Origin of the sequence: Pseudoalteromonas sp. Z1A2 (assembly GCF_011378755.1) — a bacterium.
Taxonomy (GTDB): Bacteria; Pseudomonadota; Gammaproteobacteria; order Enterobacterales; family Alteromonadaceae; genus Pseudoalteromonas; species Pseudoalteromonas distincta.
This window is the reverse complement of sequence record NZ_WTKX01000009.1, coordinates 59,263-85,668: the sequence shown is the minus strand read 5'-3', so window position 1 is coordinate 85,668 and position 26,406 is coordinate 59,263. Positions and strand designations below refer to the sequence as shown.

22 protein-coding genes are annotated in these 26,406 nt (G+C 39.5%); 9 read left to right on the top strand and 13 right to left on the bottom strand.

Annotated elements, in window-relative coordinates; translation table 11 throughout:
• Positions 1-55 precede the first annotated feature (55 nt).
• From GQR47_RS08505 to GQR47_RS08485, 5 genes are read right to left on the bottom strand one after another with little or no spacing between them, the layout of a single operon-like run.
• Positions 56-2,161, bottom strand: a complete 2,106-nt coding sequence (locus GQR47_RS08505) for a type IV pilus secretin PilQ family protein (protein ID WP_024596027.1) — start codon at positions 2,159-2,161, stop codon at positions 56-58.
• Positions 2,148-2,687, bottom strand: a complete 540-nt coding sequence (locus GQR47_RS08500) for a pilus assembly protein PilP (RefSeq protein WP_002958378.1) — start codon at positions 2,685-2,687, stop codon at positions 2,148-2,150. The genes GQR47_RS08505 and GQR47_RS08500 overlap by 14 nt, the downstream gene beginning before the upstream one ends.
• Positions 2,684-3,289 carry a type 4a pilus biogenesis protein PilO gene (locus GQR47_RS08495; protein ID WP_024596028.1) on the bottom strand — a complete coding sequence of 202 codons (606 nt, stop codon included), beginning with the start codon at positions 3,287-3,289 and terminating at the stop codon, positions 2,684-2,686. The genes GQR47_RS08500 and GQR47_RS08495 overlap by 4 nt, the downstream gene beginning before the upstream one ends.
• Positions 3,279-3,851, bottom strand: coding sequence for a PilN domain-containing protein (locus tag GQR47_RS08490; protein ID WP_002958376.1), 573 nt, complete (start codon positions 3,849-3,851; stop codon positions 3,279-3,281). Before GQR47_RS08490 ends, GQR47_RS08495 begins: the two co-directional genes overlap by 11 nt.
• Positions 3,839-4,918, bottom strand: a complete 1,080-nt coding sequence (locus GQR47_RS08485) for a pilus assembly protein PilM (protein WP_024596029.1) — start codon at positions 4,916-4,918, stop codon at positions 3,839-3,841. The genes GQR47_RS08490 and GQR47_RS08485 overlap by 13 nt, the downstream gene beginning before the upstream one ends.
• Before the next feature lie 130 nt (positions 4,919-5,048).
• Here GQR47_RS08485 and GQR47_RS08480 point away from each other — a divergent pair, with 130 nt between their 5' ends.
• Positions 5,049-7,541: a PBP1A family penicillin-binding protein gene (locus GQR47_RS08480; RefSeq protein ID WP_165723722.1), complete on the top strand. Its 2,493-nt coding sequence runs from the start codon at positions 5,049-5,051 to the stop codon at positions 7,539-7,541.
• Between the two features lie 63 nt (positions 7,542-7,604).
• Here GQR47_RS08480 and metL read toward each other — a convergent pair whose 3' ends face one another.
• Together metL and metB are read right to left on the bottom strand one after the other, a co-directional pair.
• Positions 7,605-9,950, bottom strand: a complete 2,346-nt coding sequence (metL, locus tag GQR47_RS08475) for a bifunctional aspartate kinase/homoserine dehydrogenase II (protein WP_165723721.1) — start codon at positions 9,948-9,950, stop codon at positions 7,605-7,607.
• A 169-nt stretch (positions 9,951-10,119) separates the two neighbouring features.
• Positions 10,120-11,367, bottom strand: coding sequence for a cystathionine gamma-synthase (gene metB / locus GQR47_RS08470; protein WP_165723720.1), 1,248 nt, complete (start codon positions 11,365-11,367; stop codon positions 10,120-10,122).
• 289 nt (positions 11,368-11,656) lie between these two features.
• On the opposite strand from metB, the gene metJ reads away from it, so the two are divergent.
• Positions 11,657-11,977 carry a met regulon transcriptional regulator MetJ gene (gene metJ, locus GQR47_RS08465; RefSeq protein WP_007586263.1) on the top strand — a complete coding sequence of 107 codons (321 nt, stop codon included), beginning with the start codon at positions 11,657-11,659 and terminating at the stop codon, positions 11,975-11,977.
• 82 nt (positions 11,978-12,059) lie between these two features.
• On the opposite strand, the gene GQR47_RS08460 is transcribed toward metJ, so the two are convergent.
• Positions 12,060-13,301, bottom strand: a complete 1,242-nt coding sequence (locus tag GQR47_RS08460) for a malic enzyme-like NAD(P)-binding protein (protein ID WP_076925368.1) — start codon at positions 13,299-13,301, stop codon at positions 12,060-12,062.
• Between the two features lie 525 nt (positions 13,302-13,826).
• On the bottom strand, positions 13,827-14,042 hold the full coding sequence (rpmE, locus tag GQR47_RS08455; protein WP_002958369.1) for a 50S ribosomal protein L31: 216 nt from the start codon (positions 14,040-14,042) through the stop codon (positions 13,827-13,829).
• A gap of 230 nt (positions 14,043-14,272) precedes the next feature.
• Here rpmE and priA point away from each other — a divergent pair, with 230 nt between their 5' ends.
• From priA to GQR47_RS08430, 5 genes are all read left to right on the top strand, one after another.
• Positions 14,273-16,459, top strand: coding sequence for a primosomal protein N' (gene priA / locus GQR47_RS08450; protein ID WP_024605284.1), 2,187 nt, complete (start codon positions 14,273-14,275; stop codon positions 16,457-16,459).
• A 20-nt stretch (positions 16,460-16,479) separates the two neighbouring features.
• Entirely contained in the window at positions 16,480-17,007 is a 528-nt protein-coding gene (locus GQR47_RS08445; protein ID WP_024605285.1) for an SPOR domain-containing protein, read from the top strand.
• Between the two features lie 79 nt (positions 17,008-17,086).
• Complete coding sequence (gene hslV / locus GQR47_RS08440) at positions 17,087-17,605, top strand: ATP-dependent protease subunit HslV (RefSeq protein WP_002958366.1); 519 nt, start codon at positions 17,087-17,089, stop codon at positions 17,603-17,605.
• An 11-nt stretch (positions 17,606-17,616) separates the two neighbouring features.
• A complete protein-coding gene (gene hslU, locus GQR47_RS08435) occupies positions 17,617-18,945 on the top strand; it encodes an HslU--HslV peptidase ATPase subunit (protein WP_024596310.1) in 1,329 nt (442 codons plus the stop codon).
• 62 nt (positions 18,946-19,007) lie between these two features.
• Complete coding sequence (locus tag GQR47_RS08430; RefSeq protein ID WP_165723719.1) at positions 19,008-19,382, top strand: gamma-butyrobetaine hydroxylase-like domain-containing protein; 375 nt, start codon at positions 19,008-19,010, stop codon at positions 19,380-19,382.
• A gap of 29 nt (positions 19,383-19,411) precedes the next feature.
• Here GQR47_RS08430 and GQR47_RS08425 read toward each other — a convergent pair whose 3' ends face one another.
• From GQR47_RS08425 to GQR47_RS08415, 3 genes are all read right to left on the bottom strand, one after another.
• A complete protein-coding gene (locus GQR47_RS08425; protein ID WP_165723718.1) occupies positions 19,412-21,292 on the bottom strand; it encodes a methyl-accepting chemotaxis protein in 1,881 nt (626 codons plus the stop codon).
• A gap of 109 nt (positions 21,293-21,401) precedes the next feature.
• Entirely contained in the window at positions 21,402-22,433 is a 1,032-nt protein-coding gene (locus GQR47_RS08420; RefSeq protein ID WP_165723717.1) for an MJ1255/VC2487 family glycosyltransferase, read from the bottom strand.
• On the bottom strand, positions 22,430-22,969 hold the full coding sequence (locus tag GQR47_RS08415) for a phosphatase PAP2 family protein (protein WP_024596307.1): 540 nt from the start codon (positions 22,967-22,969) through the stop codon (positions 22,430-22,432). The genes GQR47_RS08420 and GQR47_RS08415 overlap by 4 nt, the downstream gene beginning before the upstream one ends.
• Positions 22,970-23,170: 201 nt before the next feature.
• Here GQR47_RS08415 and rraA point away from each other — a divergent pair, with 201 nt between their 5' ends.
• Positions 23,171-23,668 carry a ribonuclease E activity regulator RraA gene (gene rraA, locus GQR47_RS08410; RefSeq protein WP_002959955.1) on the top strand — a complete coding sequence of 166 codons (498 nt, stop codon included), beginning with the start codon at positions 23,171-23,173 and terminating at the stop codon, positions 23,666-23,668.
• Position 23,669: 1 nt separating this feature from the next.
• Complete coding sequence (locus GQR47_RS08405) at positions 23,670-24,719, top strand: formimidoylglutamase (RefSeq protein WP_165723716.1); 1,050 nt, start codon at positions 23,670-23,672, stop codon at positions 24,717-24,719.
• On the opposite strand, the gene GQR47_RS08400 is transcribed toward GQR47_RS08405, so the two are convergent.
• The gene (locus GQR47_RS08400; RefSeq protein WP_165723729.1) at positions 24,716-26,380 is read right to left on the bottom strand and encodes a GGDEF domain-containing phosphodiesterase; all 1,665 of its coding nucleotides are present in this window, start codon (positions 26,378-26,380) and stop codon (positions 24,716-24,718) included. The two genes, GQR47_RS08405 and GQR47_RS08400, sit on opposite strands and share 4 nt — an antisense overlap.
• Positions 26,381-26,406 lie beyond the last annotated feature (26 nt).

Here is a 26,406-nt window from a genome sequence, read left to right as displayed (position 1 = left end):
TAACGAGCAATTAATCTAAATAATCACCCGTTGGTTAACATAAAACCACTGTATTTTAATCAATTTGTATTTTCGGTGTCACGAAAATAAGTAATTCACGCTTTTCATTAAACTCACTTGTGGTTTTAAATAGTCTTCCTACGTAAGGAATGTCACCTAAAATTGGCACTTTACTCGTAGTATTAATGATTTGCTGTTGGAAAATACCACCGAGTACTACGGTTTGGCCATTCTCGACTAACACTTGTGTTTGAATTTCTTGAGTATCAATAGACACCGCTTCACCAGTACCTGTTTGTACAGTATCACCACGTGTATCTTGAGTAATAATTAAATCTAGAATTACTTTATTATCAGGTGTGATATGAGGTGTAACTTCTAAGCTCAGTACCGCTTTTTTAAAGCTTACGGTAGTAGCACCGCTTGAAGCTGACTCAGTATAAGGAATTTCAGTACCTTGCTCTATTCGGGCTTTTTGCTGATTAGCCGCTATTATACGTGGACTAGCAATAATCTCGCCTTTATTCTCTTCCTCAAGCGCACTTAGCTCTAAATCAATCAGCGTGCCGTTAGCCAGTTTTGCTATGTGTAAGCCAATGCTAGCCGCAGGGTTAGTGATAGGTAAATTTACATTTAATCGGTCTGAAATACTTGGTGCATCTGAAGTAGATGTCGCATTATAAATACCTTCTGCGCCTTCAAGAGAGCCTGAAATACCAACACTACTGCCTTGGTCACTAAAGCCCCAACGTACGCCTAAGTCTTCAGTAACGTTATCGCGCACAGTTACCATTCGAGATTCTATTACAACCTGCTGCACTGGAATATCAAGCGTTTCAATCATGCGGCGAATGTTTTCTATACTCTTAACAGTATCTTTTACTAACAAAGTATTTGTACGTTGATCAACAGATACACTACCACGGGCAGTTATAATACTGTTTGTATCTGTTTTTAATAGATCAGCAAAATTTTCGGCTTTAGCATAGTTTAATCGGATGTATTCACTATATAGAGGCTCTAAGTCTTCAACTTGCTGTTTAGCTTTTAAATCTTTGGCTTCACGTGCTGCAAGTTCTTCTGCAGGCGCTACCATTAATATAGAGCCATCCATGCGCTTATCTAGCCCTTTAATACGTAGTACTACGTCAAGCGCTTGATCCCACGGTACACCATCTAGGCGCAGCGTTATATTGCCCGTTACTGAATCACTGGTTACTAAGTTAAAGTCGTTGTAACCCGCGATAATTTGCAGTGCTGCACGCACAGAGATATCTTGAAAATTTAAGGTCATAGGGCGACCTTGATACTCAACACCACCATCTAAGTACGCATTTTGCGTTTCATCTTTTTCTACTGTCAACGTTAAAATATTATCTATTTGCTGATACGTAAACGTGAACTGAGCATTAGGTTCGATAACAACACGACTTAAACCATCTTCTTTAAAAGTCTCGATATTACTTACAACAGTTCCAAAATCTAATACATCTAATTCATAAAGTAGATCGTCTAAAATATCGGTGTGATGAAAGTCAGCGTAAATTTTCCCGCCACTTTCATGGACTTCAATTGCAGCTTGAGTGTCTTGTAAAAATACAAGTACTTTTGCTTCACCCTTCTCACCACGTCTAAAATCAATTGACTGGATACGGTTAATGTAATTTCCACTTTCATCACCTGAGTCCATCACTACATCTTCATTTTCAGGTTCTGTAAGAGGGTTATCAGAGACCCGTATCGATACTAAATTGTTATGAACTTCAGTCTCATAAATTTTTAATCTATCTAAGTTTACCGTTACCTTTAAACCACTGTTAGTTAAAACATTAGTAACACTGCTAATTCCAGCTTGATTAACTTCAACATCATTTAAACCAACTTCTAACTCTGCAGAATCAAAAAACATTTCGATTCGGGCTGGGCTATTAAACACTTGAACTTTTGGTTCAAAGGTTAACTCTTCATCAAAAACAAGCTGTAATTCAGTTTCGCCTTTAAGTAATGGATTATAACGAACATCATAAAGCAATGGCCCAGCTATGGCTGAGTTTACAGTGACTAAAGCAACAGCAGCCAGTAATGTCCGTGAAATACGATGAAGCCAAAGTACATCCTTATGCATCCTATTTTTACCTTTTTTATTATTAATTTGCGCCATCTGTTGCCGCCTCTAACATTTCTAATTTCGTCAGGCGCTCTTTCCAACAGCCAGACCCATCAGGGATTAATTCCACTAATTCTATATAGTCGTTGCTTACTCTTTTTACTTTGCCATCATAACTTCCAAGATAATTCCCTACCGTTACGCGGTGCAAAGTGTCATCTGTTGCTGTAATTAATGCCCATATTTGTCCACTAGAGCCAATTGTGCCTTTCATTGCTAAATTATCTAGCGGGTATTTCTCTAAAGGTTCGCGGCGACGCTCTTGATCTGGGTGCAAACAGTTTTTTACTTGCGTTAGTTTATTTTGAATAATCTCAGGCTGAGGCGCTACAAACGGGCTACGTAGCTGACCAGCACTGTACTCAAATATTTCAAACTTTGTCAGTTCAGGAATCGTCTCAACCTTTGGTGTGGTGCTTGCTTTTACCTGATCAATAAATTCTTTTTGCTCAGAAGTGTCATCATTACAACCAGCTAAAACAAACGCTATAGCTAAAGGTACTACGCGAAGGAGCTTCATTTTTTAACCCCTTCTTCATAACGATATGTTTTTGCAACAACACTGAATGTTAACTGTTTATCGCCCGATGATAAAATAGAAAAGTCATGTAAGCTTACAATTCGGGGTAACTGGGCCACTTTACCTACAAACTCACCAAACTCATGGTAGCTACCTATTACTTCGATTTTAATAGGCAGCTCGGTATAAAATTCTTTTTCAACTTCTGGCAGCCAACCTATTTTTAAAAAAGTCAGACCACTCGTTGTCCCAACATATGATAAATCATCAAGTAAACCAGGAGTTTCATTCGAAGTGGGTAGACGCTTTAATAGCTGTGAAAACTTATCTTCCATTTCAATCATTTGTTGACGATATATTTCAAGCTTGCTCGCTACTGCATACTTAGTTCGATAAGTTGTTCGTAGTTCAACTTCTTTTGCCACGGCACTATGGTAGCTGTCAATTTCATCAGAAACTAATAGGCTATAACTAAAAAACAATACAAGGCCCGCAACAAATGTGCAGCAAATTGCTTTAACAGCAATTGGCCAATCACCAATGTTATCAAGCTCTATTTCATTCCAATCAATTTCACTCAGTGCTTTAAAATCAAGGTTCATCGCTAACCTCACCAATTTTATCAAATGGTTTTACATAAAATTCCATATTAAAATCACTAAGTAAACGCGAAGATTGATCGCCTGCAACAATGCCCTGCATTGAAGGATTCTCTAGTAAATATGAGCTTTGTACTTGGCGGAGCATTGTTGATAGACGATTATTAGATTCACTACGTCCTAAAACATGTATTTGGCTGCCTTTGCGCTCCAGTTTTGTTAAATAAACACCACCTGGCACTATTTTGGCAACTTCATCCATTATTTGCGTACCCAAGTTACGGCTGCTTTGCAATTCTTCAATGAGCCTCATACGCTGTTGTAAATTTTCCTTTCTTTTATCTAAGCTTCGTATTTCACTTATTTTTTTATCTAGCATGCTAATTTCTGAGCTTAAATAATTATTCTTTAAGTTTTGACCGTCTTTTAAGGCACTATAAAAAGAGCTTAATAAATACATACTTGCAAAACAAAGTATAACGACACCAACAAGTATAGTTACAAATTTCTTTTTCGATTCTTCGCGTTGTGATTCACGCCAAGGCAGTAGATTTATATGTGGCATGTTGAAAAACTCCTTAATGCCAACCCTGTTGCAATTGCAAACTGCGTTTTGTGACGCTGCATTATATTACGGTCTACCTTTGGGGAAATTTCCATATTTACAAAAGGCTCTGCAACAACTGAGTGGATACCGAGTTCTTCAATAAGCAATCGGTCGATACCTTTTATCATCGATGTACCGCCCGTTAATACAATATAATCTATTTGCTCTTTACCGCTGGTTGTTAAAAACATTTGCACAGCTCTGCGAACTTGTTGAAGTAACGAAGTTTGAAAAGGGGCTAATACTTCAAAGGTATAGTTTGGCGGTAAATCACCTGATGTTTTGCCTATTTCGGCTTCATCAAAGCCTTTATTATAATAAGCAACAATACTATTTGTATATTGATCGCCACCAAAAACTTGGTCACGGGTATAAATGGTTTCCCCAGCTTGCACAACACTCACAAGCATTAAAACTGCGCCAATATCGACCACAGCCACACACTTATTAAATGCATCGCTAGGTAATTGTTGATAGTAAACGTCCATAGCACGGCTCAATGCGTAGCTTTCTACATCTACTATTTTGGCCTCTAAATTTGCGGCTTCTAAAGCGCCCACCCGTGCTTCAACACTCTCAGTACGAGCAGCCGAAAGCAAAACATTCATTTTGCTAGGATCGGCCTCATTCGTCGAAAGCTTCTCAAAATCGAGGCTCACTTCATCAAGTGGGTAAGGGATTAAACTATCAGCTTCAATTTCAATTTGCGATTCAAGTTCAGCATCTGTTAACGATACATCCATGAAGATCACTTTTGTAATAACTGTTTGGCCAGAAACAGCCACTGCAGCAGATTTTAACGACTTCGGTAATTTTTTTCTTAATTTTGTAATAACGTTACCAATCGCTTCAATATCTTGGATTGTGCGCTCGCTCATCGCACCTTTTGGCATCGGCTCAATTGCAAGTGCTTCTAGTCGAAATCCAGTTTCAATTTCACGTAAAAGCACCGCTTTGATAGAGTGCGATCCAATATCAATTCCTACCATCATCGGGGACGGTTTTTGAAATAGTTGACTTAGCATGTTTCAACTTGGCCTTTGTTTTAATAATAAACAAGTTATAATTTTTATCTGAAAAAATATTATTCATTTTTTAATCAATATATACTAGCAGTCAAAACTCGCAATTGGGAGTCCATTTAGGGAAATATAAGTGATTTTATTAAAACGAACTTTACAATTTTTTATCATTTGTGTGTTAATTGGTCTGATCACTTTGGTCAGTCTTTATTACTACGTTAAACCTGATATCCCCAGTGTGCAAGTTTTAAAAGACGTGCAATTACAAACTCCTATGCAAGTATTCACAAAAGATGGGCTTTTAATCAATCAATTTGGTGAAAAGCGTCGTATTCCAGTGACTATTGATGAAATTCCTCAAACACTCATTAATGCATTTTTAGCGACAGAAGATAATCGATTTTACGATCATATAGGCATAGATCCTATAGGTATTGTGCGTTCGGCTATTGTTCTTATATCTACCGGCGAGAAAAAACAAGGCGCAAGTACTATTACTATGCAGCTTGCTCGTAATTTCTTTTTAACTCGCGAAAAAGCATATATTCGTAAAGTTAAAGAAATATTTATAGCGCTACATATTGAAGGTGTATTAACAAAAGACGAAATTTTAGAGCTTTACCTTAATAAAATAGAATTAGGTAATCGCGCTTTCGGTATTGGTGCTGCAGCACAAGTTTATTACGGTAAGGAGTTAAAAGATTTAACACTTGCACAAATGGCGATGATTGCAGGTTTACCGAAGGCCCCTTCAGCTTTAAACCCAATTCGTAACCCAACGCGTGCAAAAGCACGCCGAAATGTTGTTTTAGGGCGTTTATTAACTGAAAATTATATTACTCAAGAAGAATATAACGAAGCAACGAGCCAACCTATCACCGCTTATTTTCATGGTGCTGAAATAAATTTATACGCCCCGTATATTTCTGAAATGGTGCGCGCTGAAATGGTCTCGCGTTATGGAATAGATAAAGCTTACAACTCAGGTTTTAAAATTTTCACCTCGGTAGAGTCTAAAGTTCAAAAAGCAGCGCAAAACGCACTTGTAAATAACTTACATAATTACGATATGCGCCATGGTTTTAGAGGACCAACAGATGCTTTATGGGACCCTGAAACACAACCTGCTTTAACTGAGCAACAAATACTCAGTAAATTACAAAGCGTAAATGAGTTGGGTACTTTGAAAGCAGCAGCCGTGCTTAGTGTTAATGATAAAACAGCGTCGGTATTACTTAAAAGTGGCGAGCGCACAACTCTTACTTGGGATAACTTAAAATGGGCGCGTAAATATATTACTCGTTACCGCCAAAGTTTTGCTCCAAAAGCAGCTACAGATATTTTAACGTCAGGAATGCAAATATGGGTGCGTAAAAATGAAGATGACAGCTACTTACTAAGCCAAATACCAGAAGCATCAAGTGCTATTGTGTCACTCGACCCACAAGATGGCAGAATTAAAGCTATTGTAGGTGGTTACAGCTTTGAGCAAAGTCAATATAACCGAGCGGTACAAGCAAAGCGTCAAGTAGGTTCTAATATAAAACCTTTTATATATTCAGCAGCACTTGAAAAAGGTTACACGCTTGCGTCTATATTAAACGATGCTCCTATAAACCAATGGGATAAAAGCCAAGGCGTAGCATGGCGTCCTAAAAACAGCCCTGCTGTATATAATGGTCCGATAAGAATTCGCCGTGCCTTAGCACAGTCTAAAAACGTTATTTCGGTGCGCTTACTACGCGGCGTTGGATTACAACGTACAGCTGATCATTTATTAAAGTTTGGCTTTAAAGATTCAGACATTAATCGCAGTGAATCACTAGCACTGGGTAGTGCTTCCATTACTCCACTTGAACTTGCCCGTGGCATGAGTGCATTTGCCAATGGTGGCCACTTAATTGAACCTTACTTTATTTCAGAAATTCAAGATGCTTACGGTAATGTATTGTTCAAAGTAAACCCTGCCCTTGCCTGTGACGAAGAGTCTTTACCAACACATAATGAATTCTCACTTCATAATAGTAGTGATGAAGTGGAGCCAACAAAAAAATGTGCACCGAGAATTATTTCTAAGCAGAATGCTTTTTTAATTGCTGATGCAATGCACAGTGGTATTTGGGGCGGCGGTAGTTGGGCCCATAAAACGGGTTGGAGTGGTACAGGTTGGCGCGCACAAGCTTTAGAACGTCGTGATCTTTCGGGTAAAACAGGCACAACTAACGATTCTGTAGACACCTGGTTTAGTGGTTTTAACAGTAAAGTAATGACTTCTGTGTGGGTGGGCTTTGATAACCCAGGTAACGCTCTTGGTCGTTCTACGTACAATAACAACTTAGATAGCAGCCAAATATCTGGTGCTGAATCGGGGGCTAAAACAGCGCAGCCTGCATGGATTGAATTTATGAAAGCCGCACTTGAGGGAACACCTGAAGCGCCAATTGAGCCACCTGAGGGGCTTGTTTCGATTCGTATTGATTTAGCCACTGGTTTGCTAAGCCACAAAAATGACTACACCAGCCGCTTTGAATACTTCGAAAAAGGCACTGCACCGACAAAGTATGTGCTATCTCAGCCAAACGATATATTTGAAGAAGACACAAAAACCGAAGAAGAGCTATTTTAATAATATCTCTGTAATACAAAAACGGCAGCTTATTTAAGCTGCCGTTTTAATTTAAATAATCGCTTATTTTAAGTTTTGAACAAGCCAATATAAGTCAGAGTGTACACCCGCAGCGGTTACTTCTTTCCCAGCCCCAGGCCCCTGAATCACAAGCGCGTTATCACTATACCATTTGCTATTAATTACAAAAATATTATCGCCAGGTGTAAGGTTTGCTAACGCATTCCCATTGGGCACATACGTAACTCCTACTTTAGCGATAACTTCAGTTTTTGTTATATCTAATAGGCCTGTGTATCTCAGTACTGAGTTATTAGCTTTTGCTGTATCAGCATGCTCTTCAATGAACGCATCTAGCTGGGCTTTATTGTTTAGAAAGTCTTCCCAACTTCCTAGCGCAAGCTCACCGGGCATTAATGCCGATAAGCTAATATCATCAAGCTCAAGCTCTATACCTAACTCTCGGGCTAAAATAAGTAACTTACGCTGCATATCTCGTCCAGATAAATCCTCGCGAGGGTCAGGCTCTGTGAACCCCATTTTCTGTGCTTCTAATACCAACTCAGAAAAAGCAGTGGTACCATCATACTTACTACATAACCACGAAAGTGTACCCGAGAACACGCCTTCAATACGCGTAATTTTATCACCACTATTTTGCAAATCAGCCAAAGCAAAATTGATAGGTAAGCCTGCACCTACACTTGTATTATATCGCCAATGTAAATTACGTTCGCCAAGGTTACTACGAAGTGCTTTATACCAAGAAGTAGGTGCTGTACCTGCATATTTGTTAGCACTAATTAAATGACAATCTCGGTCTACAAAATCTGTATATAAAAAGCTAAACTGCTCACTTGCAGTAATATCAATTAAAACTTTATGTTCGTAGTCAAGCTCGCTTATCGCATTAAGTAATTCCGCAGCTTCATAGCTATTCGCCTCATGCTGCCATTGAGTTTTCCATTGCGATATATTTATGCCACTTGCATTAAATAACATATGTTTAGAGCGAACCAGCGCTACCAATTTAATACTAAAGTCGTCTGATAAACGCTCAAATTGTGCCGATAACTGCTCAATAAAAGCATCGCCTACATTGCCAAGGCCCGCAACTATAACGGCTATTTCTTGGCCTTTATTGATTAGCTTATCGTGTAAGGCGCTTTGTATATCGCTATCTATAAATTGGTCTGTTAGTAATAAAACATAACCATTATCTTGATGCACAAAACGCGGTTTTATAGTCTGCTCAGCTAATACTTCTAAAGCTTGCAGTTTTAATACGCTAACGTCTTGCTCAGGGGCAATAATTGCACAGCCATTTAAATTTGACTCACTAATATTAGCTCTACCAGCAAAGTAATTAATAACTTGATATGTTTGTGCAGCCGGTACTACTAAATACACTTCACCATTATGGTTAAAATGATGAAGGCTATGCTGAATAAGCTGACTAACGCTTGCGACCTCACCTTCACTTAATCCTTCAACCATTAACAAATCAACATTTTGCAGCGTGGTTATAAAACGCTTTTTCTTTGCTGAACCTTCTTTTACTATATCTGTTGGGCTTGCTTGCACATCAAAACTACTACGAACAGCTAGCTTAATATCGCTGTTTTTAAGTGGCGATAGTGTTTTTGCATGTAATACAGGGTTACCCAAACGAGCTAATATATTAGCTTGTCCGCGACAAATTTTGCCGTACTTAATCGCTTTTTTTACCTTACGAGGATCAGTGCTAAACACTCCCTGTGTATCGGTCCAAATACATACTTGCTTAGCATTACAGTAATTTGCAAGTAGTGTTGCACTATAATCGCTACCGTTGCGTCCAAGTGTTACGGTCTCACCTTTCGTATCAGCGGCAATAAACCCAGTAACAACATTTATCTTATTAGGCAAAATTGACTGTCGACATTGCTGCGCATTTTGCGCATGCATTAATTCACCATCGTTCAAGGTAAAAAGACTACGGGCATCTTGAGCACACGCCTCAATATTTAACTGCTGTAAATAAGTAGCGAGTAAACGTGCTGACCACAGTTCCCCATGCGCAAGTAACGCAGCCTCTTTCAACTGCTCAGCTTGAGCAAGTTCTGCAATATTACTAAGCTCGGTATTTAGTGTTCTAAGTGCGCAGCGCTTTAAATCAGCTTGTAATAACTGCTCAATTAAATCGCTTTGATGGTTATTTAACTGCAGTAAAATATCAGCGACAGCTTGCGTGTCTTGCAGCTGATAACTTTGCCACAACGACACAAGTGTATCTGTAGTCTTACCTGCAGCAGATACCACAACACAGTCGCCCGGCTGAGTATGCCCAATAATTATTTTAGCTACGCTTTGATAGCGCTCACTAGAGCTTAAGCTTGAACCACCAAATTTATGTACACAATTGACCATATTTATACCAATTCGCTTAATTAAGTTGTCTATTTTGAGGTAAGAAAACCGTATCGATAACAAGGCAAAAATTTCGTTATTTAGTTGTTCTATATTAGGAATTTTTAACGATGTTATCGTGCGGTTTAATCCCTCAAATTGATTAGGTATTATTGCGGATTGGTATTACTTACCAAAGCGCTGGACGGGCTACACTTAATTTAACGTTTCCACCAGAAGTGCCTGCACCTTTGCCTACACGGCCAACATTTTTATTTTGCCCTGGTTTTACAAGTTCAAATACTCGTTCAAAGTCAGCTATTAAATCGTGTATATCTTCAATCCCAACCGAAATACGAATAAGCGTATCGCCCACACCCGCCTCTAAACGTGCCTTTGCCTCCATGCCTGCGTGCGTCATAGTTGCGGGGTGACAAATTAAACTCTCTACGCCACCTAGTGACTCAGCTAAACTAAACGTTTTAAGACTAGTTAAAAATGCTGCAGCGTCGTTTATATCGCCTTTAATATCAAAACTAACCATGCCACCAAAGCCAAGTTGTTGTGCTTTAGCAAGCTCATGTTGAGGATGTAACTCAAGTCCTGGATAGTAAACTTGGCTTACAAAATTGGAGCTTTCAAGGTACTTAGCTATTGCTAGCGCATTTTCTTGGTGCTGCCTTAAGCGCACATTTAAAGTACGTAGACCACGAAGCGTTAAATAACTATCAAAAGGGGCGCCCGTAATACCGATATTATTTGCCCACCAAGCAAGCTCATCACCAAGCTCTTGTGTTGCAGCAATAACAGCGCCGCCCACTACATCTGAGTGCCCGTTAATATATTTAGTAGTTGAATGCACCACAATATCTACACCAAACTTAATAGGGTTTTGTAAGGCAGGAGACAAAAACGTGTTATCTGCGGCAACCAATGCACCGCATTGCTTAGCAACATCGGTAACCGCTTTAATATCGGTTAAACGAAGTACTGGGTTACTTGGAGTCTCTATCCAAATAAGCTTAGGTTTAATTGCTAAAATTTGTTGAAGGCTTTCTTCTTTTGTTAAATCTAATACTTCAAGCTTCAATAGTCCGCGTTTTTGTAACGATGTAAATAAACGATAGCTTCCACCATAACAATCATGTGGAATTACTAACGTGTCGTCACTGTTAAGTAGCTGAGTAGCTAAATGCACGGCAGCCATACCAGTGGCCGTAATTATGCCACGAGCGCCACCTTCAAGCTTAGCAAGCGTCTCAGCTAAAATATCACGATTAGGATTACCGCTACGACCATAATCATACTCACGCTTAGTATCAAAGTCGGCAAACGAATAAGTAGTCGATAAATAAATTGGCGGTACCACCGCACCATGATGTTTATCAGCATCAACGCCGTTACGTACAGCAATGGTTGCTTTGTTTTTTTCGCTCATATTCGTCACCTGATTAATTTGGATGTTTAGACGTCCAAAAGAGTAAGTTATCCGTTTTGATAAGTCAAAGTATTTTAAAGCTCTAGATGGCTATAAGTAGAAGGAGCCTCTGCGAATAACACATTTTAGCTCACAAAAGTGTGCTTATCTTTACACTCACAATAGGCTTATTAAGATAGATCGGTATCTATTATTTGACTATCTTTTTTAAATCGATAGAATTTCACGCATATTTACACGCTTTTTATACCGTGTGAGAAATTAATAATCTGAGGCAACGATACATCTTATGGCTAAATGGAATGGTGAGTATATTCACCCATACGCAGAACACGGTAAAAAATCAGAGCAAGTTAAAAAGATCACCGTTTCGATCCCGCTAAATGTATTAAAGGTATTAACTGACGAACGTACACGTCGTCAAATCAATAACCTTCGCCATGCTACAAATAGTGAATTGCTATGTGAGGCATTTTTGCATGCTTTTACTGGCCAACCTTTACCAAATGACGATGACTTACGTAAAGATAACGCCGAAAAAGTGCCAGAAGAAGTTAAAAAAATAATGCAAGAAATGGGTCTAGAAGTACCCGTTTTAAACGAAGAATAAATATTACAAAGACAAAAAAACCTCAGTAATTACTGAGGTTTTTTTATGTCTAAATTTTATTGCATAGCTCTACTGTATAGATTTACTGCATATAATTTTCTGGCAAATCAATTTGCGCAACACCTGACTCAACAGCAGCTAGGGCAACAGCTCTTGCTATACGCGGCAGTAAACGAGGGTCCATTGGTTTTGGTATAATATACTGTGCACCAAACTCTAATTTATCTACGCCTGCTGCTTTTAAAACTTCTGCAGGTACAGGCTCTTTAGCAATACTACGGATAGCCTCAACTGCAGCAATTTTCATTTCATCGTTAATAGCGCTTGCACGCACATCAAGCGCACCACGGAAAATAAACGGGAAACATAAAACATTGTTAACCTGATTAGGGTAATCAGAGCGCCCTGTTGCCATAATTAAATCGTTACGTGCGCCGTGCGCAAGTGCAGGATCAATCTCAGGATCTGGGTTTGAACATGCAAACACAACTGGTTTTTCAGCCATTAGCTTTAAATCTTCAGCCGCTAATAAGTTAGGGCCAGAAACACCTACAAACACATCAGCATCTGCAATTACATCTTGCAATGTACGCTTATCGGTATTGTTAGCAAAAAGCTGTTTATATTCATTTAAATCATCGCGGCGGGTATGAATAACACCTTTGCGGTCAAGCATATAAATGTGTTCGCGCAGTGCTCCGCACTTAATCAACAGCTCCATACACGCAACAGCGGCAGCGCCTGCACCTAAACATACAATAATTGCATCTTCAATTGACTTACCTTGTACTTCTAACGCATTTAACATGCCCGCAGCCGTTACAATCGCAGTTCCGTGTTGATCATCATGAAAAACAGGAATGCTACAACGCTCTATTAATGCTTTTTCAATTTCAAAACACTCTGGTGCTTTAATATCTTCAAGGTTAATACCACCGAATGTATCGGCAATATTGGCAACCGTATTAATAAAGTCTTCTGTCGTACGGTGCTTAACTTCAATATCAATTGAATCAAGGCCAGCGAAACGTTTGAACAATAACGCTTTACCTTCCATTACAGGTTTAGACGCTAACGGGCCTAAATTACCAAGTCCGAGAATTGCAGTACCATTAGTGATAACCGCAACCATATTACCTTTACCGGTATATTTATATGCATTTGCAGGATCTGCGGCAATTTCACGTACAGGTTCGGCAACGCCAGGGCTATAAGCTAGGGCTAAGTCTTGAACTGTTTCAGCAGGCTTTGTTAGCTCAATGCTAATTTTACCAGGTACGGGGTGTGAGTGATAATGTAGTGCTTGTTCACGAAAGTCAGACATAACGCGATGGTATCCTGCAATTTAAGTTAAAGTGAGAGGTGGAGTCTTGGGGTACGATACCCTTATTATTTTTAAATTCCAAGCAATATCAGGTCTATCCTGTTATATGCTATATCCTTTAATTTTAAGAGGTTTTTCAGTAACTTTGCAGGATTATATAAACATTTAATAAATAAAAATTCACCTAAAAAGTAAGTTTTAAGGTGCTTTTATGCCTAGTGAAATATTAAAAAAATGTATGTATAAAGTATCACCATAAACTTAAATAACAGCCTACTACTCTACTTTAAAAACAGATAAGCCCACGTTAGCTACTTTTATCAACCTAGTTAAAAATTGTACTATTTAAAATATAGAGAATATCTATCGATTTGTCTGTAAAGGTTTATGCATACTCAGAATAAGAATAGGAAATAGTTATGCAAAGAGGGATATATCCAAAGTTAGCTAAATGAGGTAATAAATGGCAAATTTTAGGCACAAAAAAAGCACCCTAAGGTGCTTTTTTTAACTAAACAGCAATAATTACTTCTTGCTGCTAAGTGCACCGAAGCGCTTGTTGAAGCGATCAACACGGCCGCCAGTGTCTAAAATCTTTTGCTTACCAGTGTAAAACGGGTGACACGCAGAACATACGTCTAAGTGAATGTCTTTACAAAGAGTTGAGCTAGTTTCGAATTTGTTTCCGCATGAACATGTTGCAGAAATTACTTCGTACTTAGGGTGAATACCTTCTTTCATAGGAACCTCTAGTTAAGGCCGCATCGCTCTCCAAACCCGAAGTCTGGCACCATACGTCGTTAAAACAAATTTGTTGGTGGCGGATTTTATCCAACAACGTTCCCCTACACAAGTATTTATTTATGTTTTAGCCAAAAAAGTGAACAATCTCTGCCTCAAGCACTATTGCTAGTAGGTTTTTTACGGTAATTTTAGTACATTACAGCATTAATTTTACGGGTTGAGTTGTTATGAGTTTTGTTGAAGTTGCTATTAAAGTCCCGCTCCCACGCACCTTTGATTATAAAATAGAAGAACAGCTCAGCGGCCTCTCAACGCCTTTACTACCCGGTATGCGCGTTTTGGTACCTTTTGGTAACCAAAAAAAAGTGGCTGTTGTTCTGGGTATTAAAAGCAGTACCGACGTCCCTTTAGATAAAATTAAGAATATTATAGAGGTAATAGACGACGCCCCTATTTTAAGTACTCAGCACCTAGATCTCCTTAGCTTTACCGCGCGCTATTATTGCTATCCTTTAGGCGAAACTATTCATATAGCGCTACCCGCTGTACTTCGCCAAGGTGAATCACCTGATAAAACCAGTATTAATATGGTTGCTTTAACTGAAAAAGGCGCGAAAGTACCGTCATTAAAAGCTAAAACACAGCTCAACTTATTAAAACAGTTATCGCAATCAGGTAAGTCATCGTTAACTGAGTTAAAGGCACTGGGCTTTAGTAAAAAAACAATAGATAGCCTAATAGATAAAGAGCTTATGACGCAAACTATTGAACACGATAACCAATGGCAAAGCGTTGTACCAACTGTCGGTAGCAAACCTATACTTAATAAAGAACAAGCGGTTGCCTGTACAGCAATAAATCAAAGTACTGGATTTAGCAGCTTTTTATTAGAAGGCGTCACTGGCAGTGGTAAAACAGAAGTGTATTTACAGTGCCTAGAAGAAGTATTAAAACGTGGTGAGCAAGCATTAGTATTAGTGCCAGAAATAGGTTTAACGCCACAAACTGTAAACCGTTTTCGTCGCCGCTTTCCTGATACACCCATTATGCTTTGGCACTCAGCACTTACCGATAACGAACGCTTACAAACATGGCGCTTTTGCGAAAAAGGCAGTTGTGCGATAGTTATTGGGACGCGTTCGAGTATTTTTCTGCCATTTTTAAAACTAGGCATGATTGTTGTTGATGAAGAGCACGACTCGTCATTTAAACAACAAGATACCCTTCGTTACCATGCCCGTGATTTAGCCGCTTACAGAGCTTTTCAGCATAAAATCCCGCTTATATTAGGCAGCGCTACACCCGCTCTTGAAACACTTCACAAGGCAATTAATAACAAATACCAGCTATTAAGCTTAACTGAGCGTGCACAAACAGCGACCGACAACCAATTTAAGTTACTCGATATGAAAGGCCAACCCGACCAAGCGGGTATTGCCCACGCAAGCCTTGCTACTATGCGCCAGCATTTAAATCGCGGTAAACAGGTTATGGTATTTTTAAATCGCCGAGGTTTCTCGCCAACCCTAATTTGTCATGAGTGCGGTTGGTTGAGCGAATGTAAACGCTGTAGTACCAGCGCTACATTTCATAAAGCGATTGGACAAATGATCTGTCATCACTGTGGCGACCAGTACCCTGTCCCTCACCAATGTCCTGATTGCGGGAGCACACAAATATTCCCTAACGGTAAAGGCACAGAGCAAATTGAAGAGTTTTTATCTACCGAATTTCCTGATACACCTGTTACTCGTATAGATCGCGATTCAACTCGTCGTAAAGGTAGCCTTGAAAAAGCACTTGATGAAATCAACCTAGGAGGCGCACGCATTTTAGTGGGAACACAAATGCTTGCCAAAGGCCATCACTTTGCAGATGTAAGCCTTGTTATAATTTTAGATGTAGATAGCGGCTTATACTCATGCGACTTTAGGGCGACAGAACACTTAGCGCAATTAGTCACCCAAGTAGCGGGGCGTGCTGGGCGTTCAGGAGAGCCTGGTCAAGTGTTATTACAAACACACTTTCCAGAACACCCTCTTTTACAAGACTTAGTTAATAATGGCTACCAAGACTTTGCCCGCTTTGCTCTTAGTGAGCGCGATGATGCTGACTTACCGCCCATTACAAATATGGCCATTGTGCGTGCACAAGGACATAGCATTAAGCTAGTCGTCGATTTTTTGACGGATTTGGTTCCTGTGAATGGGGTATCTGGTATACAATTGCTCGGTCCGATCCCTGCTCCACTTGAAAAAGTCGCAGGTATGTATCGTTTTCAATTACATATTCAAGCGCAAGATCGCCGCATATTACATCAGTACCTTGCGCAAATGGTTGATTATTTAAGTACCAGTAAACTTGCACAAAAAGTACGCTGGAGCTTAGACGTAGACCCTATAGACATGATTTAGGTTAAGGCCAAAATAACACCATGGCACAGCACGATTATATTAATAAAAAGCCTGCAGGCAGAAACAGTAAAAAAAATGCACCCGCTAAAAAACCATTTCCTATTCTTTTAGCCGTTATAGCCATCTTACTTGTAGGTGGTTTTGCCTACACACTATGGTTTATTAAAAGTAATGCCGATCCAAAACTTGTCGAAAAACAAGCACACCCATCTGCGCCCGCAAAAGTGGAAGTTGTTATTCCACGCACACCTGAATTTATTAAAGAAATTAGAAACCACGAGATTCAAGTTGAAGTAAAAGAACTTGAGCAAAAAGGTCCTTATGTTATGCAGTGCGGTTCTTTCAGAACTCATGCACAAGCTGAATCGTTAAAAGCTAAAATCGCATTTGCAGGGCTCATTTCTGAGATAAAACAGGCTGAAGGCAGCAATGGTACTTGGTATAAAGTACGTTTAGGTCCTTATAAAACCAAACGCCAAGCCGAAAGCGATAAAAACAAACTTAAACGTGTAAAAATAGTCGGCTGCGGAATTTGGGGCTGGACTTGAAAATAAACCATTCACCCATATAACCTCATCATAATCGTTTTTTACGAGTTGCCTCTGCAGCTCGATGATGAGGAATAACATGACTACTATCGTAAGTGTTCGCCGCGGCGACAAAGTTGTAATTGGCGGCGATGGCCAAGTTTCACTTGGTAACACCGTAATGAAGGGCAACGCCCGCAAAGTTCGACGTCTTTATAATGGCAAAGTAATCGCTGGTTTTGCCGGCGGTACTGCTGATGCCTTCACTCTTTTCGAACGCTTTGAAAGCAAATTAGAAATGCACCAAGGCAACCTAACTAAAGCTGCAGTAGAAATGGCTAAAGATTGGCGCAGCGATCGTGCACTTCGAAAACTCGAAGCGCTGCTCGCTGTAGCAGACGAAACAGCCTCTTTAATTATTACCGGTAATGGCGATGTGGTTCAACCTGAAAACGACCTAATTGCAATTGGCAGTGGTGGTAACTTTGCACAATCAGCTGCAACCGCCCTTTTAGAAAATACAGATTTAAGCGCTCGTGAAATAGTAGAGAAAAGCTTAACTATTGCAGGCAACATCTGCGTATTTACTAATAACTTCCAAACAATCGAAGAATTATAATAGGAACTATCATGTCTGATATGACCCCAAGAGAAATTGTTCACGAGCTAGATCAGCACATTATAGGTCAGGCTAAAGCAAAAAAAGCAGTGGCTATCGCACTTCGTAACCGCTGGCGCCGCATGCAACTCAAAGAAGATTTACGCAGCGAAGTAACACCAAAAAACATTTTAATGATTGGTCCAACCGGTGTAGGTAAAACAGAAATTGCCCGCCGATTAGCAAAACTTGCTAACGCACCCTTTATTAAAGTAGAAGCGACTAAGTTCACTGAAGTTGGCTATGTTGGTAAAGAAGTTGAGACTATCATCCGCGATTTAGTCGATGTATCAATTAAAATGACTCGCGAACAGCAGACTAAGAAATTTAAACATCGCGCCGAAGAAGCAGCAGAAGAGCGCATTTTAGATGCCCTTTTACCACCAGCGAAAGATCAATACGGCGAAACGCAGCGTGATGATAACTCATCAACTCGCCAAACGTTCCGTAAAAAGCTACGTGAAGGTCAGCTAGATGATAAAGAAATTGAAATCGATTTAGCTCAAGCACAACCAAACGTAGAAATTATGGCGCCTCCTGGTATGGAAGATATGACCAACCAGCTACAAAGCATGTTTCAAAACATGGGCGGCGATAAGCGCACTAAGCGTAAACTAAAAATCAAAGAAGCCTTCAAACTATTAACGGAAGAAGAAGCCGCTAAATTAGTAAATCCTGAAGAGCTAAAAGAGCAAGCTATTTTTGCAGTAGAGCAAAACGGTATTGTGTTTATTGATGAAATAGACAAAATTTGTAAGCGCGGCGATTCTTCAGGTCCAGATGTGAGCCGAGAAGGTGTTCAGCGCGACTTACTACCGCTAATTGAAGGTTCAACTGTAAATACTAAGCACGGAATGGTTAAAACTGACCATATGCTGTTTATTGCCTCTGGTGCGTTTCAGATGGCAAAGCCATCAGATATGATCCCAGAGCTACAGGGCCGCTTACCGATTCGAGTAGAACTTGAAGCACTTACTGCAGATGACTTTAAACGCATCCTTACAGAGCCTCATGCATCGCTTACCGAGCAACAACGAGAGCTGCTTAAAACTGAGCAGGTATCGATTGAGTTTAGCGACGATGCAATTGAACGTATTGCCAAAGCAGCTTGGCAAGTTAACGAGAAAACCGAAAACATCGGTGCTCGTCGTTTACACACTGTAATGGAAAGATTGATGGAAGAAATTTCATACGATGCTTCTGAAAAAGCAGGCTCGTCATTAGTAATCGACGCCGCTTACGTTGAAAAACACTTAGGTGCACTTGTTGAAGATGAAGACTTAAGCCGCTTTATTCTATAAAACGAATATAAACGTTATACTAAAAGCCTCCAGATTGGGGGCTTTTTAATGGGATATATTAAATGAAACACGTAACAAAAGTGCATTACCACAGTGTAAGTAAAAATCTAGATGTTTACTTTGATGATGACAGTAAAGCTGTATTTGGCTGTGAGTTTTTACGTGTACACTCCCCTTCAGCTGAAGTGCAGGGCCATGGCTCTGGCCCAATGAAGCTAGTACTTAATAAGCAAGCTGTAGGAATAAAAAGTATTGTACCTGTTGGGCATTACGCACTTCGTTTAGATTTTGACGATGGCCATAACAGCGGACTATTTAGCTGGCGCTACTTTGAAAAACTACAACAGCAACAAGATACATTGTGGAGTGAATATTTAGCGCGGGTAACTGAACACGAAAAAAGTAAAGATAGCGTGCCTATAAAATTTGTTCCTTAAACTTTATAGGCCCGTTCTATTAAGCGTTATTAAACCTTAAATTTATCAATTGCAGTGAACAGAACGCGAGCCTGCTCAGAGACCTCTTCACTTGTTTGCGCATTGTTAGCAGCGTGTTCAGTTGCGTCTTGTGCAATATCGCGAATTCTTACTACATTTTTATTAACCTCTGATGCCACTTGGCTTTGCTCATCAATAGCAACTGCTATTTGAGAGCTCATTTCCATTATTGTTTGTACATCTTCAGTAATTGCGCCTAATAGCTCACCTGCTTTAATTGCTTGCGAGGCACTTTCATCACCTTGAGAGCGACATTTGTGCATAATACTCACCACTTCTTGAGTACGCTGCTGTAAGGTACTTATAATACCTTCAATCTCACTTGTAGACTCTTGAGTACGCTTTGCTAATGAACGAACCTCATCTGCAACAACAGCAAAACCACGACCATACTCACCAGCACGGGCCGCTTCTATTGCCGCATTAAGTGCAAGTAAATTTGTTTGATCTGCAATTCCTCGAATTACATCAAGCACTGAACCAATTGTTTCACCATCTTTTTCAAGTTGCGACACTACATTTGATGCATTCCCCAGCGAATCAGATAGGGCCCTAATGTGCTTAACGGTAGAATCTACTTCACTACGCCCTTGTTGTGCACTTAAATTTGTTGACTCTGCTTTTTTCGCAGCCGCCTCAGTATTATGTGAAATATCCTGAATCGTCGCCTGCATTTCGGTGGCTGCCGTTGCAACCATGTCGGCTTCATGTAGTTGCTCTTGCATACCAGAGCTTGTTGCTGCGGTACTTTGTGATAAATGCTCTGTTGCTACATTAAGCGTGTTTAAAGCACCATTAACTTCGTTAATTAAGTTCTTAAAATCGCCTATTAAGCTATTAAAGTCGACCGTCATGGTGGTAATTTCGTCTTTACCAGTTTGCTCTATCATCACGCTCAAATCATTATTACGACGAATATCGTTAATGGTGTGATAAACCCGCTCAATAGGTACAATAATGGAGTGGCTTGTAAAATAAACGAGTGCTAATACAATCACACCTGCAATCACAAATACCAAAATAGCTAAAAATTGAGCCTGCTCTACACTTTGCTCTACTTGTAACTTAGTGTCTTTAACGATTTTAGAAACAATGGCGTCGCTTTTATCTACACTGTCACGCATTACTCCAAGTGCGCCTGACTCAAGATCTAGCCCTAGCTTAGTTTGCGCCTGCACAAGTGTTTGAAATTCGCTTTGGTATATATCAATCAAAGGATTAATTTGTGCTTTATAGTCGCTTGGCAGCTGTGCTGCAGCTACCTGCTGCTTAAATGTATTAATTCCCTCATTAAAACGCCCTAGGTACTTAATATCAAATCTCAGCATGAAATCTTTTTCTGAGCGTCTTAGTTGCAGCATTGACGACAGCAGTTGGTAATTTTGCTGCTCTTTTAATAGTTGCTCAACTTCATGAACCGAGCTTCTAAGCTTGCCATATAACCCGTCGGTCGGGGTTAAACCAATCTCTTTTTGAAGCTTAACAACAGTTTCAAAATCATTATTATAGCTATTTATTAGTTGCTCAAAGCGCTGGACCTGCTCCTGTGCGATACTTTGGTTAGCCATTAACTGTTGTAACTTTTTTACTTTATCACTTAACTGCTCAAAATCCGTTTCAAATGCAGTTAACGCGTCTTCTTGTTTATAAAACAAAAAGTTTTTTTCATGTTTACGCAATGCTAATGCATGTACGTTGAGCTCTTCTGCTAATTGAATAGTCTTGTTTAAGCTCAAGGTTGTACGTGATTCAAAAATAATCACGCATAAAAGGACCACCATTGCTAAACCAACAACGACTGCGTTTAGTTGTAAACGTCGTTTAATTGTTAAGTTTTGTAAAAAATTCATCGCTAACGCCTTTTTTAAATATGCATTTGTATTATAGCTAATAGATCAACAGCGACTAATTAATTTAACTTTTTATTATTGGTAATTCTAAACAGTTTAAATGTGATGGCTATAAGGCGACACTATCCCACAAACCTTTATGTAACGATTGTGTGTTATTCCATTGTTGTTTAACCAACCAATCAATTAAAGGCGCGGGATCGCTGGGGTAATTTATTTGCTTGTTTTGCGGCGCGCTATTCCAATCATCAAGGGCTTGTGGGTTTAAATAGTTCATAACATGCGCCATGCCCATGGCAAATAAAGTTTGTGCATTTGCTGCTTGCTCAAACTGACCATCTAAAGGCTTTAATAGTAACTTTTTACCTAACTTAAGCGCTTCACTGGCAAGCTCAAATCCCGCGTTACCAACAACACCACTTGTGTTTGCTAAGTCGTTTAAAAAGCCAGAACGTGAAGGGGCTCGTAAATGTATATGTCCAAAAGACTGATTGCTGGCATTTGGGTGATAGCAATAAAATTCTTTTTCGGGAAAGTCTTTTAAATAATCAACAACGCTATCTAAGTTTTCGAAAGGTAAATATACCAATACCTTGTTCATTACTGCTACAGGGTTGTCGTGATTATGATGAGCAATAAAAGGCGGTATTATATTATTTGCAAATGGTTGCCAGTGCACGCCTAAGTAGGTAGTCGCTGGTGCATAATGCTTGATAAGTGATTTTCTCAGGACGCCACGACCAAACATAGGTACGTTATCTGACAAAAATGCTGCTTGGTGACTAATGCCAATAACGGGTATACCTGCCCGTTTTGCAGCCCATGCTGTAACAGGCTCAAAGTCGTTAAGTACAAAATCGTACTGTTTTATCTCAAGCGATTTTATATCACTCACCAACTTACAAATTCGCATGTTTTTAAGTGTTTTTAAATTTTTAACTTGCCCATTTTCAGTGTTAAACGACAAACCACGATACGCTTTATAATCTGAGAATTCGTGCATATCAAAGTAATCTTTATTTGCGCGCCCTGAAAACACATAATCAACATCAATACCGAGCTTATTAAAGCAGCTTGCCATAACCCGAGCGCGCGTTATATGACCATTACCGGTACCTTGTACTCCATACAATATTTTCATGCAGGCACCACGAGTGCTAACGCAAATAAACCACAAAAACTACCAATCGTTGCGCCTATTATAATATCAGCAGGAAAGTGCACACCCAATACCACACGAGACATAGCAACGCCGGTAGCCCAACTAAATAGTAGTAATGCATATTCTGGGAAAAAATGGCTTAATATAATTGCCACTAAAAAAGCTGCAGCACTGTGACCCGATGGTAAACTAAATTTATCGCTTGGTACTATATAGGCATTTGTTACTAAGCAGTCGCATGGACGGATCCGAGCAAATCTATTTTTAGCTAGTAGGTAAATAGGTCTTTCTATAGCAAAACCAATTAATATAGTGACAGGCAATAATTGGTGCTGTTCATTATTACTAAGCCACCACACTGCTAAGCATATTAATATATAAAGCCCACCATCACCGCTTTTAGACAAACCAAAGGCCATTGTTTTAAACCACCTCGGTGAATTGCAATTAAACAAAGTTAAAAATAATTGCTCATCTATCTGAGTTACCTTTTTAAGCATATTATTATTCATCACCATCCCTCATCGCATAACATATGAACACCGATTTAGCTTATGTGTTGTAAATAACAATTGAGTGACGCTTTTAATACACTATTATTGCGATTAATGATTTAGCGCTTGTTTTGCCTAAATTTACTGCGATTAAGTCGTTGTTATTGCTTATAAGGAGGGTATACTGAGATATAAATTAATGTACCTTTTGAGGATAAAATAATGGATTACAGCACTTCTGATTTATGCGACCACTTTGCTGACGTGGTTGACGTGCTAGAGCCTATGTTCATCAACTTTGGTGGTCGACACAGCTTTGGTGGCCGCATTAAAACGGTTAAATGTTTTGAAAATAATGAACTCATCCGCGAATTACTTTCTCAAGATGGTACAGACCTAGTACTTCTTATTGATGGTGGCGGCTCAACTCGTCGCGCACTAATCGACATTGAACTGGCTGAGCTAGCACTTGAAAACAACTGGAATGGTATTGTTGTTTACGGCGCAGTACGCCACGTTGATGAGCTTGAAGAGCTTGATTTAGGCATTCAAGCAATTGCTTCAATCCCTGTTGCAGCCGACAGCGAAGGTGCTGGTGAAGATGCTATAGGCGTTAACTTTGCTGGGGTATCATTTTTTGATGACGACTTTATTTATGCTGATAGCACAGGCATTGTTTTATCTGCAGAAGAATTAGAGTTGGAAGTTGTAGAAGTATAACGTGACTTCCCATTTAAAAGTATATGATGAAAGCGCGGTTAGAACACTTTGCTCTACCCGCGCAAATGAGAAAAAAGCATGGCAATCAATGGCCTTGCTCGACACCCAAGTAAACCTGCAACAAGCACTTGTTGACGCTGCTCAATTTGGTATCCGCTATGTACTTCTGGGTATTTGCGAAGATATCGGCCCAAAAGCAAACTTAGGAAATGGCGGTGCAAACGAAGCATGGCCGGCTTTTTTAAAACGCTTTTTAAACCAACCTCACAATCAATTTATTGCCACTCAAAAAGTGCTTTTATTGGGTGAAGTTAATACTGATGATTTAATGGCGCAAAGCAACCAGCTTAATAATCAGCAAGGCCAGCAGTTAACTCAATTACGAGATTTATGCCAACAGCTTGATGAACGCGTAGAGTCGGTATTGAGCCTTATTTTTAAAGCAGGGCTTGAGCCAATCGTTATTGGCGGAGGTCATAACAATTGCTTGGGAATTATCCGTGCCCTGAGTAAGTCAAAAAATACACCTATTAATGCTATCAACTTTGACCCTCATGCCGACTTTAGAGAATGTGAAGGTCGCCATAGCGGCAATGGCTTTCGCTACGCTTATAACGAGCAACATCTAAGTAATTACCACGTTATTGGCTTACATGAGATAAAAAACAATCAAGCAATTATAGATGCAATGAGTGAAGCTAACTTTACGTTTGATAGCTATCAATCAATACAAGTTAAGCGAAAAACTACACTCACGCAGGCAATTGAAAACGCATTAAGTAATTTTAACGATTTACCACTGGGTATTGAAGTTGATTTAGATAGTATTACTTACATGCCGGTGAGTGCGTACACATGTTGCGGATTTAGTGTGAATGACACTGAGCACTTTGTGCATTTAGCAGCAAACCATCGCGACTCTAAGTACTTACATTTATGTGAAGCAGCGCCTAGCCAGCACCCTAACGGAGTTGAGGCCGGTGCTGCCCATGTAGGACAAGTGATCAGTGCACTTGTGAATAGCTATCTACAAGCCAAAGAAAACACTTAGCGCTGTTGAACTAATCGCCACTCTTTTAGCCAGCTCATTAAACCAATACTACTTAGCGGGTGACCAAAGTAATAACCTTGGGCAGCATAACCTTTTAAGCTTTTTACAAACTTAAGTTGCTCAAGTGTTTCTACCCCTTCAAAAATCACTTTTGTTTTTTGTTGGTTATGCATTTCAACCATTCCGCTAACTAAACTGCGTATATTATTTTGATTACTAAAGTCAGCAGTGAGTGAAGGTGAAACCTTAATATACTCTACCGCTAAGCTTGGTAACTTAGAAAGCAGTACCGGGTTATCACCAAGTCCATCAACACATACTTTTAAGCCTATGTTATTAAGCCTTGCGATCATGCCTCTGCCTTTATCATCTAGTCCCGCAAAAATATGCAAAGGGCATTCAACAATTAAATCGCCAGCTTCCAAGTGATGCTCACTTAAAACAACATCAACAAATTCAATAAACTCTTCGTTAAGCATTTCAGGACCAAATACGTTAATGCTAAGCGGTATAGAAATACCTTCTATTCTAAGCGCCATTGCAAGCTCAGCAGCTCTCTCTATTACAAATTTAGCGAGTGGATAACCAAGCCCTGCAATTCTAATGTCGTCGATAAACCTGTTAGCGGATAAAATCCCTTGCTTAGGGTGCTGCCAACGCAGTAGTAATTCTAAAAACTCAATTTGACCGTTTTCGTTACAAATAATAGGCTGAAAATAAAGCTCTAACTCGCTCGAAAAATCAATATTTGCTAATTCCTTTAGTCGCGCTTGTTGCTCTCGCAATTCAATCATCATTTGTTGATGATAAGGCACAACCTTGCGATCTGGGTGGCTATCGAGTGCTAGGTATGCGTACGATATTAAATTATCAAAGTTGTTATCTTGCTCATTACAATCAACATAACTCGCTCTCGCTTTTACTTCTACAGTGCAGTTAGCAACATTAAATGGCTTAAGCGTTGCACCCAGTATTTGGTCAATAACTAATTCATGTAAGTGTTTTTGATTCGCGAAACTACAAATAAATGCAAAGTTAAGACCCCCTAAGTGGGCTAGCTTTTCTTGTCCAGTTAAAGTCACTATTTCGTCACTTGAAAGTAGCTCTTTTATTCGATTAGCCGATTGCGCTAACAGTATATCGCCAAAGTCGCGTCCAATATGCTGGTTAACTTGCTCAAAGCCTTCAAGGCGAATAACGATTAACGCTGCGCTTATTTGTTTGTTGTCGCACCATGTATAGTAACCTTGGCGTAACTGTTTTCTATCTGCAAAAACTGAAAGCGGAGACTCTTCAATAAATGCATCACCTTCAGGTTCTGGCTCTATAACGACTTCTATTTCAGCACTTTCATCATTTAAAAAGCCAACAATAGCTAATAATAATATTGCTAACACAACCCAAAATAGCGGAACTTCCAATAATAAATGAGCTGAAAATAGAACAACAAATAAAAGACCAGCCATTGAGCTGGTAATTATCATGCTCCAATTATTTCGCTCAAATGCTTGCCATAAGTGAAAGCAAAACCCAAAGGCTAGTAAAATAGCAAGCCAAGCCGCACCGCTGCTTAAAATAGCTAAACCAACAGCAGCTGTGCATAAATAACTAAATTTAATACTGGTATTTTTAACAGCAAATAAAGTGGCGATCATCGCCATTAATAGTGCACCACTAAAAAATATTG

Excerpts from the sequence above, each read along its gene's own strand:
- GQR47_RS08505 (WP_024596027.1), bottom strand. The coding sequence starts at position 2,161 with ATGGCGCAAATTAATAATAAAAAAGGTAAAAATAGGATGCATAAGGAT.
- GQR47_RS08500 (WP_002958378.1), bottom strand. The coding sequence starts at position 2,687 with ATGAAGCTCCTTCGCGTAGTACCTTTAGCTATAGCGTTTGTTTTAGCT.
- GQR47_RS08495 (WP_024596028.1), bottom strand. The coding sequence starts at position 3,289 with ATGAACCTTGATTTTAAAGCACTGAGTGAAATTGATTGGAATGAAATA.
- GQR47_RS08490 (WP_002958376.1), bottom strand. The coding sequence starts at position 3,851 with ATGCCACATATAAATCTACTGCCTTGGCGTGAATCACAACGCGAAGAA.
- GQR47_RS08485 (WP_024596029.1), bottom strand. The coding sequence starts at position 4,918 with ATGCTAAGTCAACTATTTCAAAAACCGTCCCCGATGATGGTAGGAATT.
- metL (WP_165723721.1), bottom strand. The coding sequence starts at position 9,950 with ATGGTCAATTGTGTACATAAATTTGGTGGTTCAAGCTTAAGCTCTAGT.
- metB (WP_165723720.1), bottom strand. The coding sequence starts at position 11,367 with ATGAGCGAAAAAAACAAAGCAACCATTGCTGTACGTAACGGCGTTGAT.
- metJ (WP_007586263.1), top strand. The coding sequence starts at position 11,657 with ATGGCTAAATGGAATGGTGAGTATATTCACCCATACGCAGAACACGGT.
- GQR47_RS08460 (WP_076925368.1), bottom strand. The coding sequence starts at position 13,301 with ATGTCTGACTTTCGTGAACAAGCACTACATTATCACTCACACCCCGTA.
- rpmE (WP_002958369.1), bottom strand. The coding sequence starts at position 14,042 with ATGAAAGAAGGTATTCACCCTAAGTACGAAGTAATTTCTGCAACATGT.
- priA (WP_024605284.1), top strand. The coding sequence starts at position 14,273 with ATGAGTTTTGTTGAAGTTGCTATTAAAGTCCCGCTCCCACGCACCTTT.
- GQR47_RS08445 (WP_024605285.1), top strand. The coding sequence starts at position 16,480 with ATGGCACAGCACGATTATATTAATAAAAAGCCTGCAGGCAGAAACAGT.
- hslV (WP_002958366.1), top strand. The coding sequence starts at position 17,087 with ATGACTACTATCGTAAGTGTTCGCCGCGGCGACAAAGTTGTAATTGGC.
- hslU (WP_024596310.1), top strand. The coding sequence starts at position 17,617 with ATGTCTGATATGACCCCAAGAGAAATTGTTCACGAGCTAGATCAGCAC.
- GQR47_RS08430 (WP_165723719.1), top strand. The coding sequence starts at position 19,008 with ATGAAACACGTAACAAAAGTGCATTACCACAGTGTAAGTAAAAATCTA.
- GQR47_RS08425 (WP_165723718.1), bottom strand. The coding sequence starts at position 21,292 with ATGAATTTTTTACAAAACTTAACAATTAAACGACGTTTACAACTAAAC.
- GQR47_RS08420 (WP_165723717.1), bottom strand. The coding sequence starts at position 22,433 with ATGAAAATATTGTATGGAGTACAAGGTACCGGTAATGGTCATATAACG.
- rraA (WP_002959955.1), top strand. The coding sequence starts at position 23,171 with ATGGATTACAGCACTTCTGATTTATGCGACCACTTTGCTGACGTGGTT.
- GQR47_RS08400 (WP_165723729.1), bottom strand. The coding sequence starts at position 26,380 with ATGGCGATGATCGCCACTTTATTTGCTGTTAAAAATACCAGTATTAAA.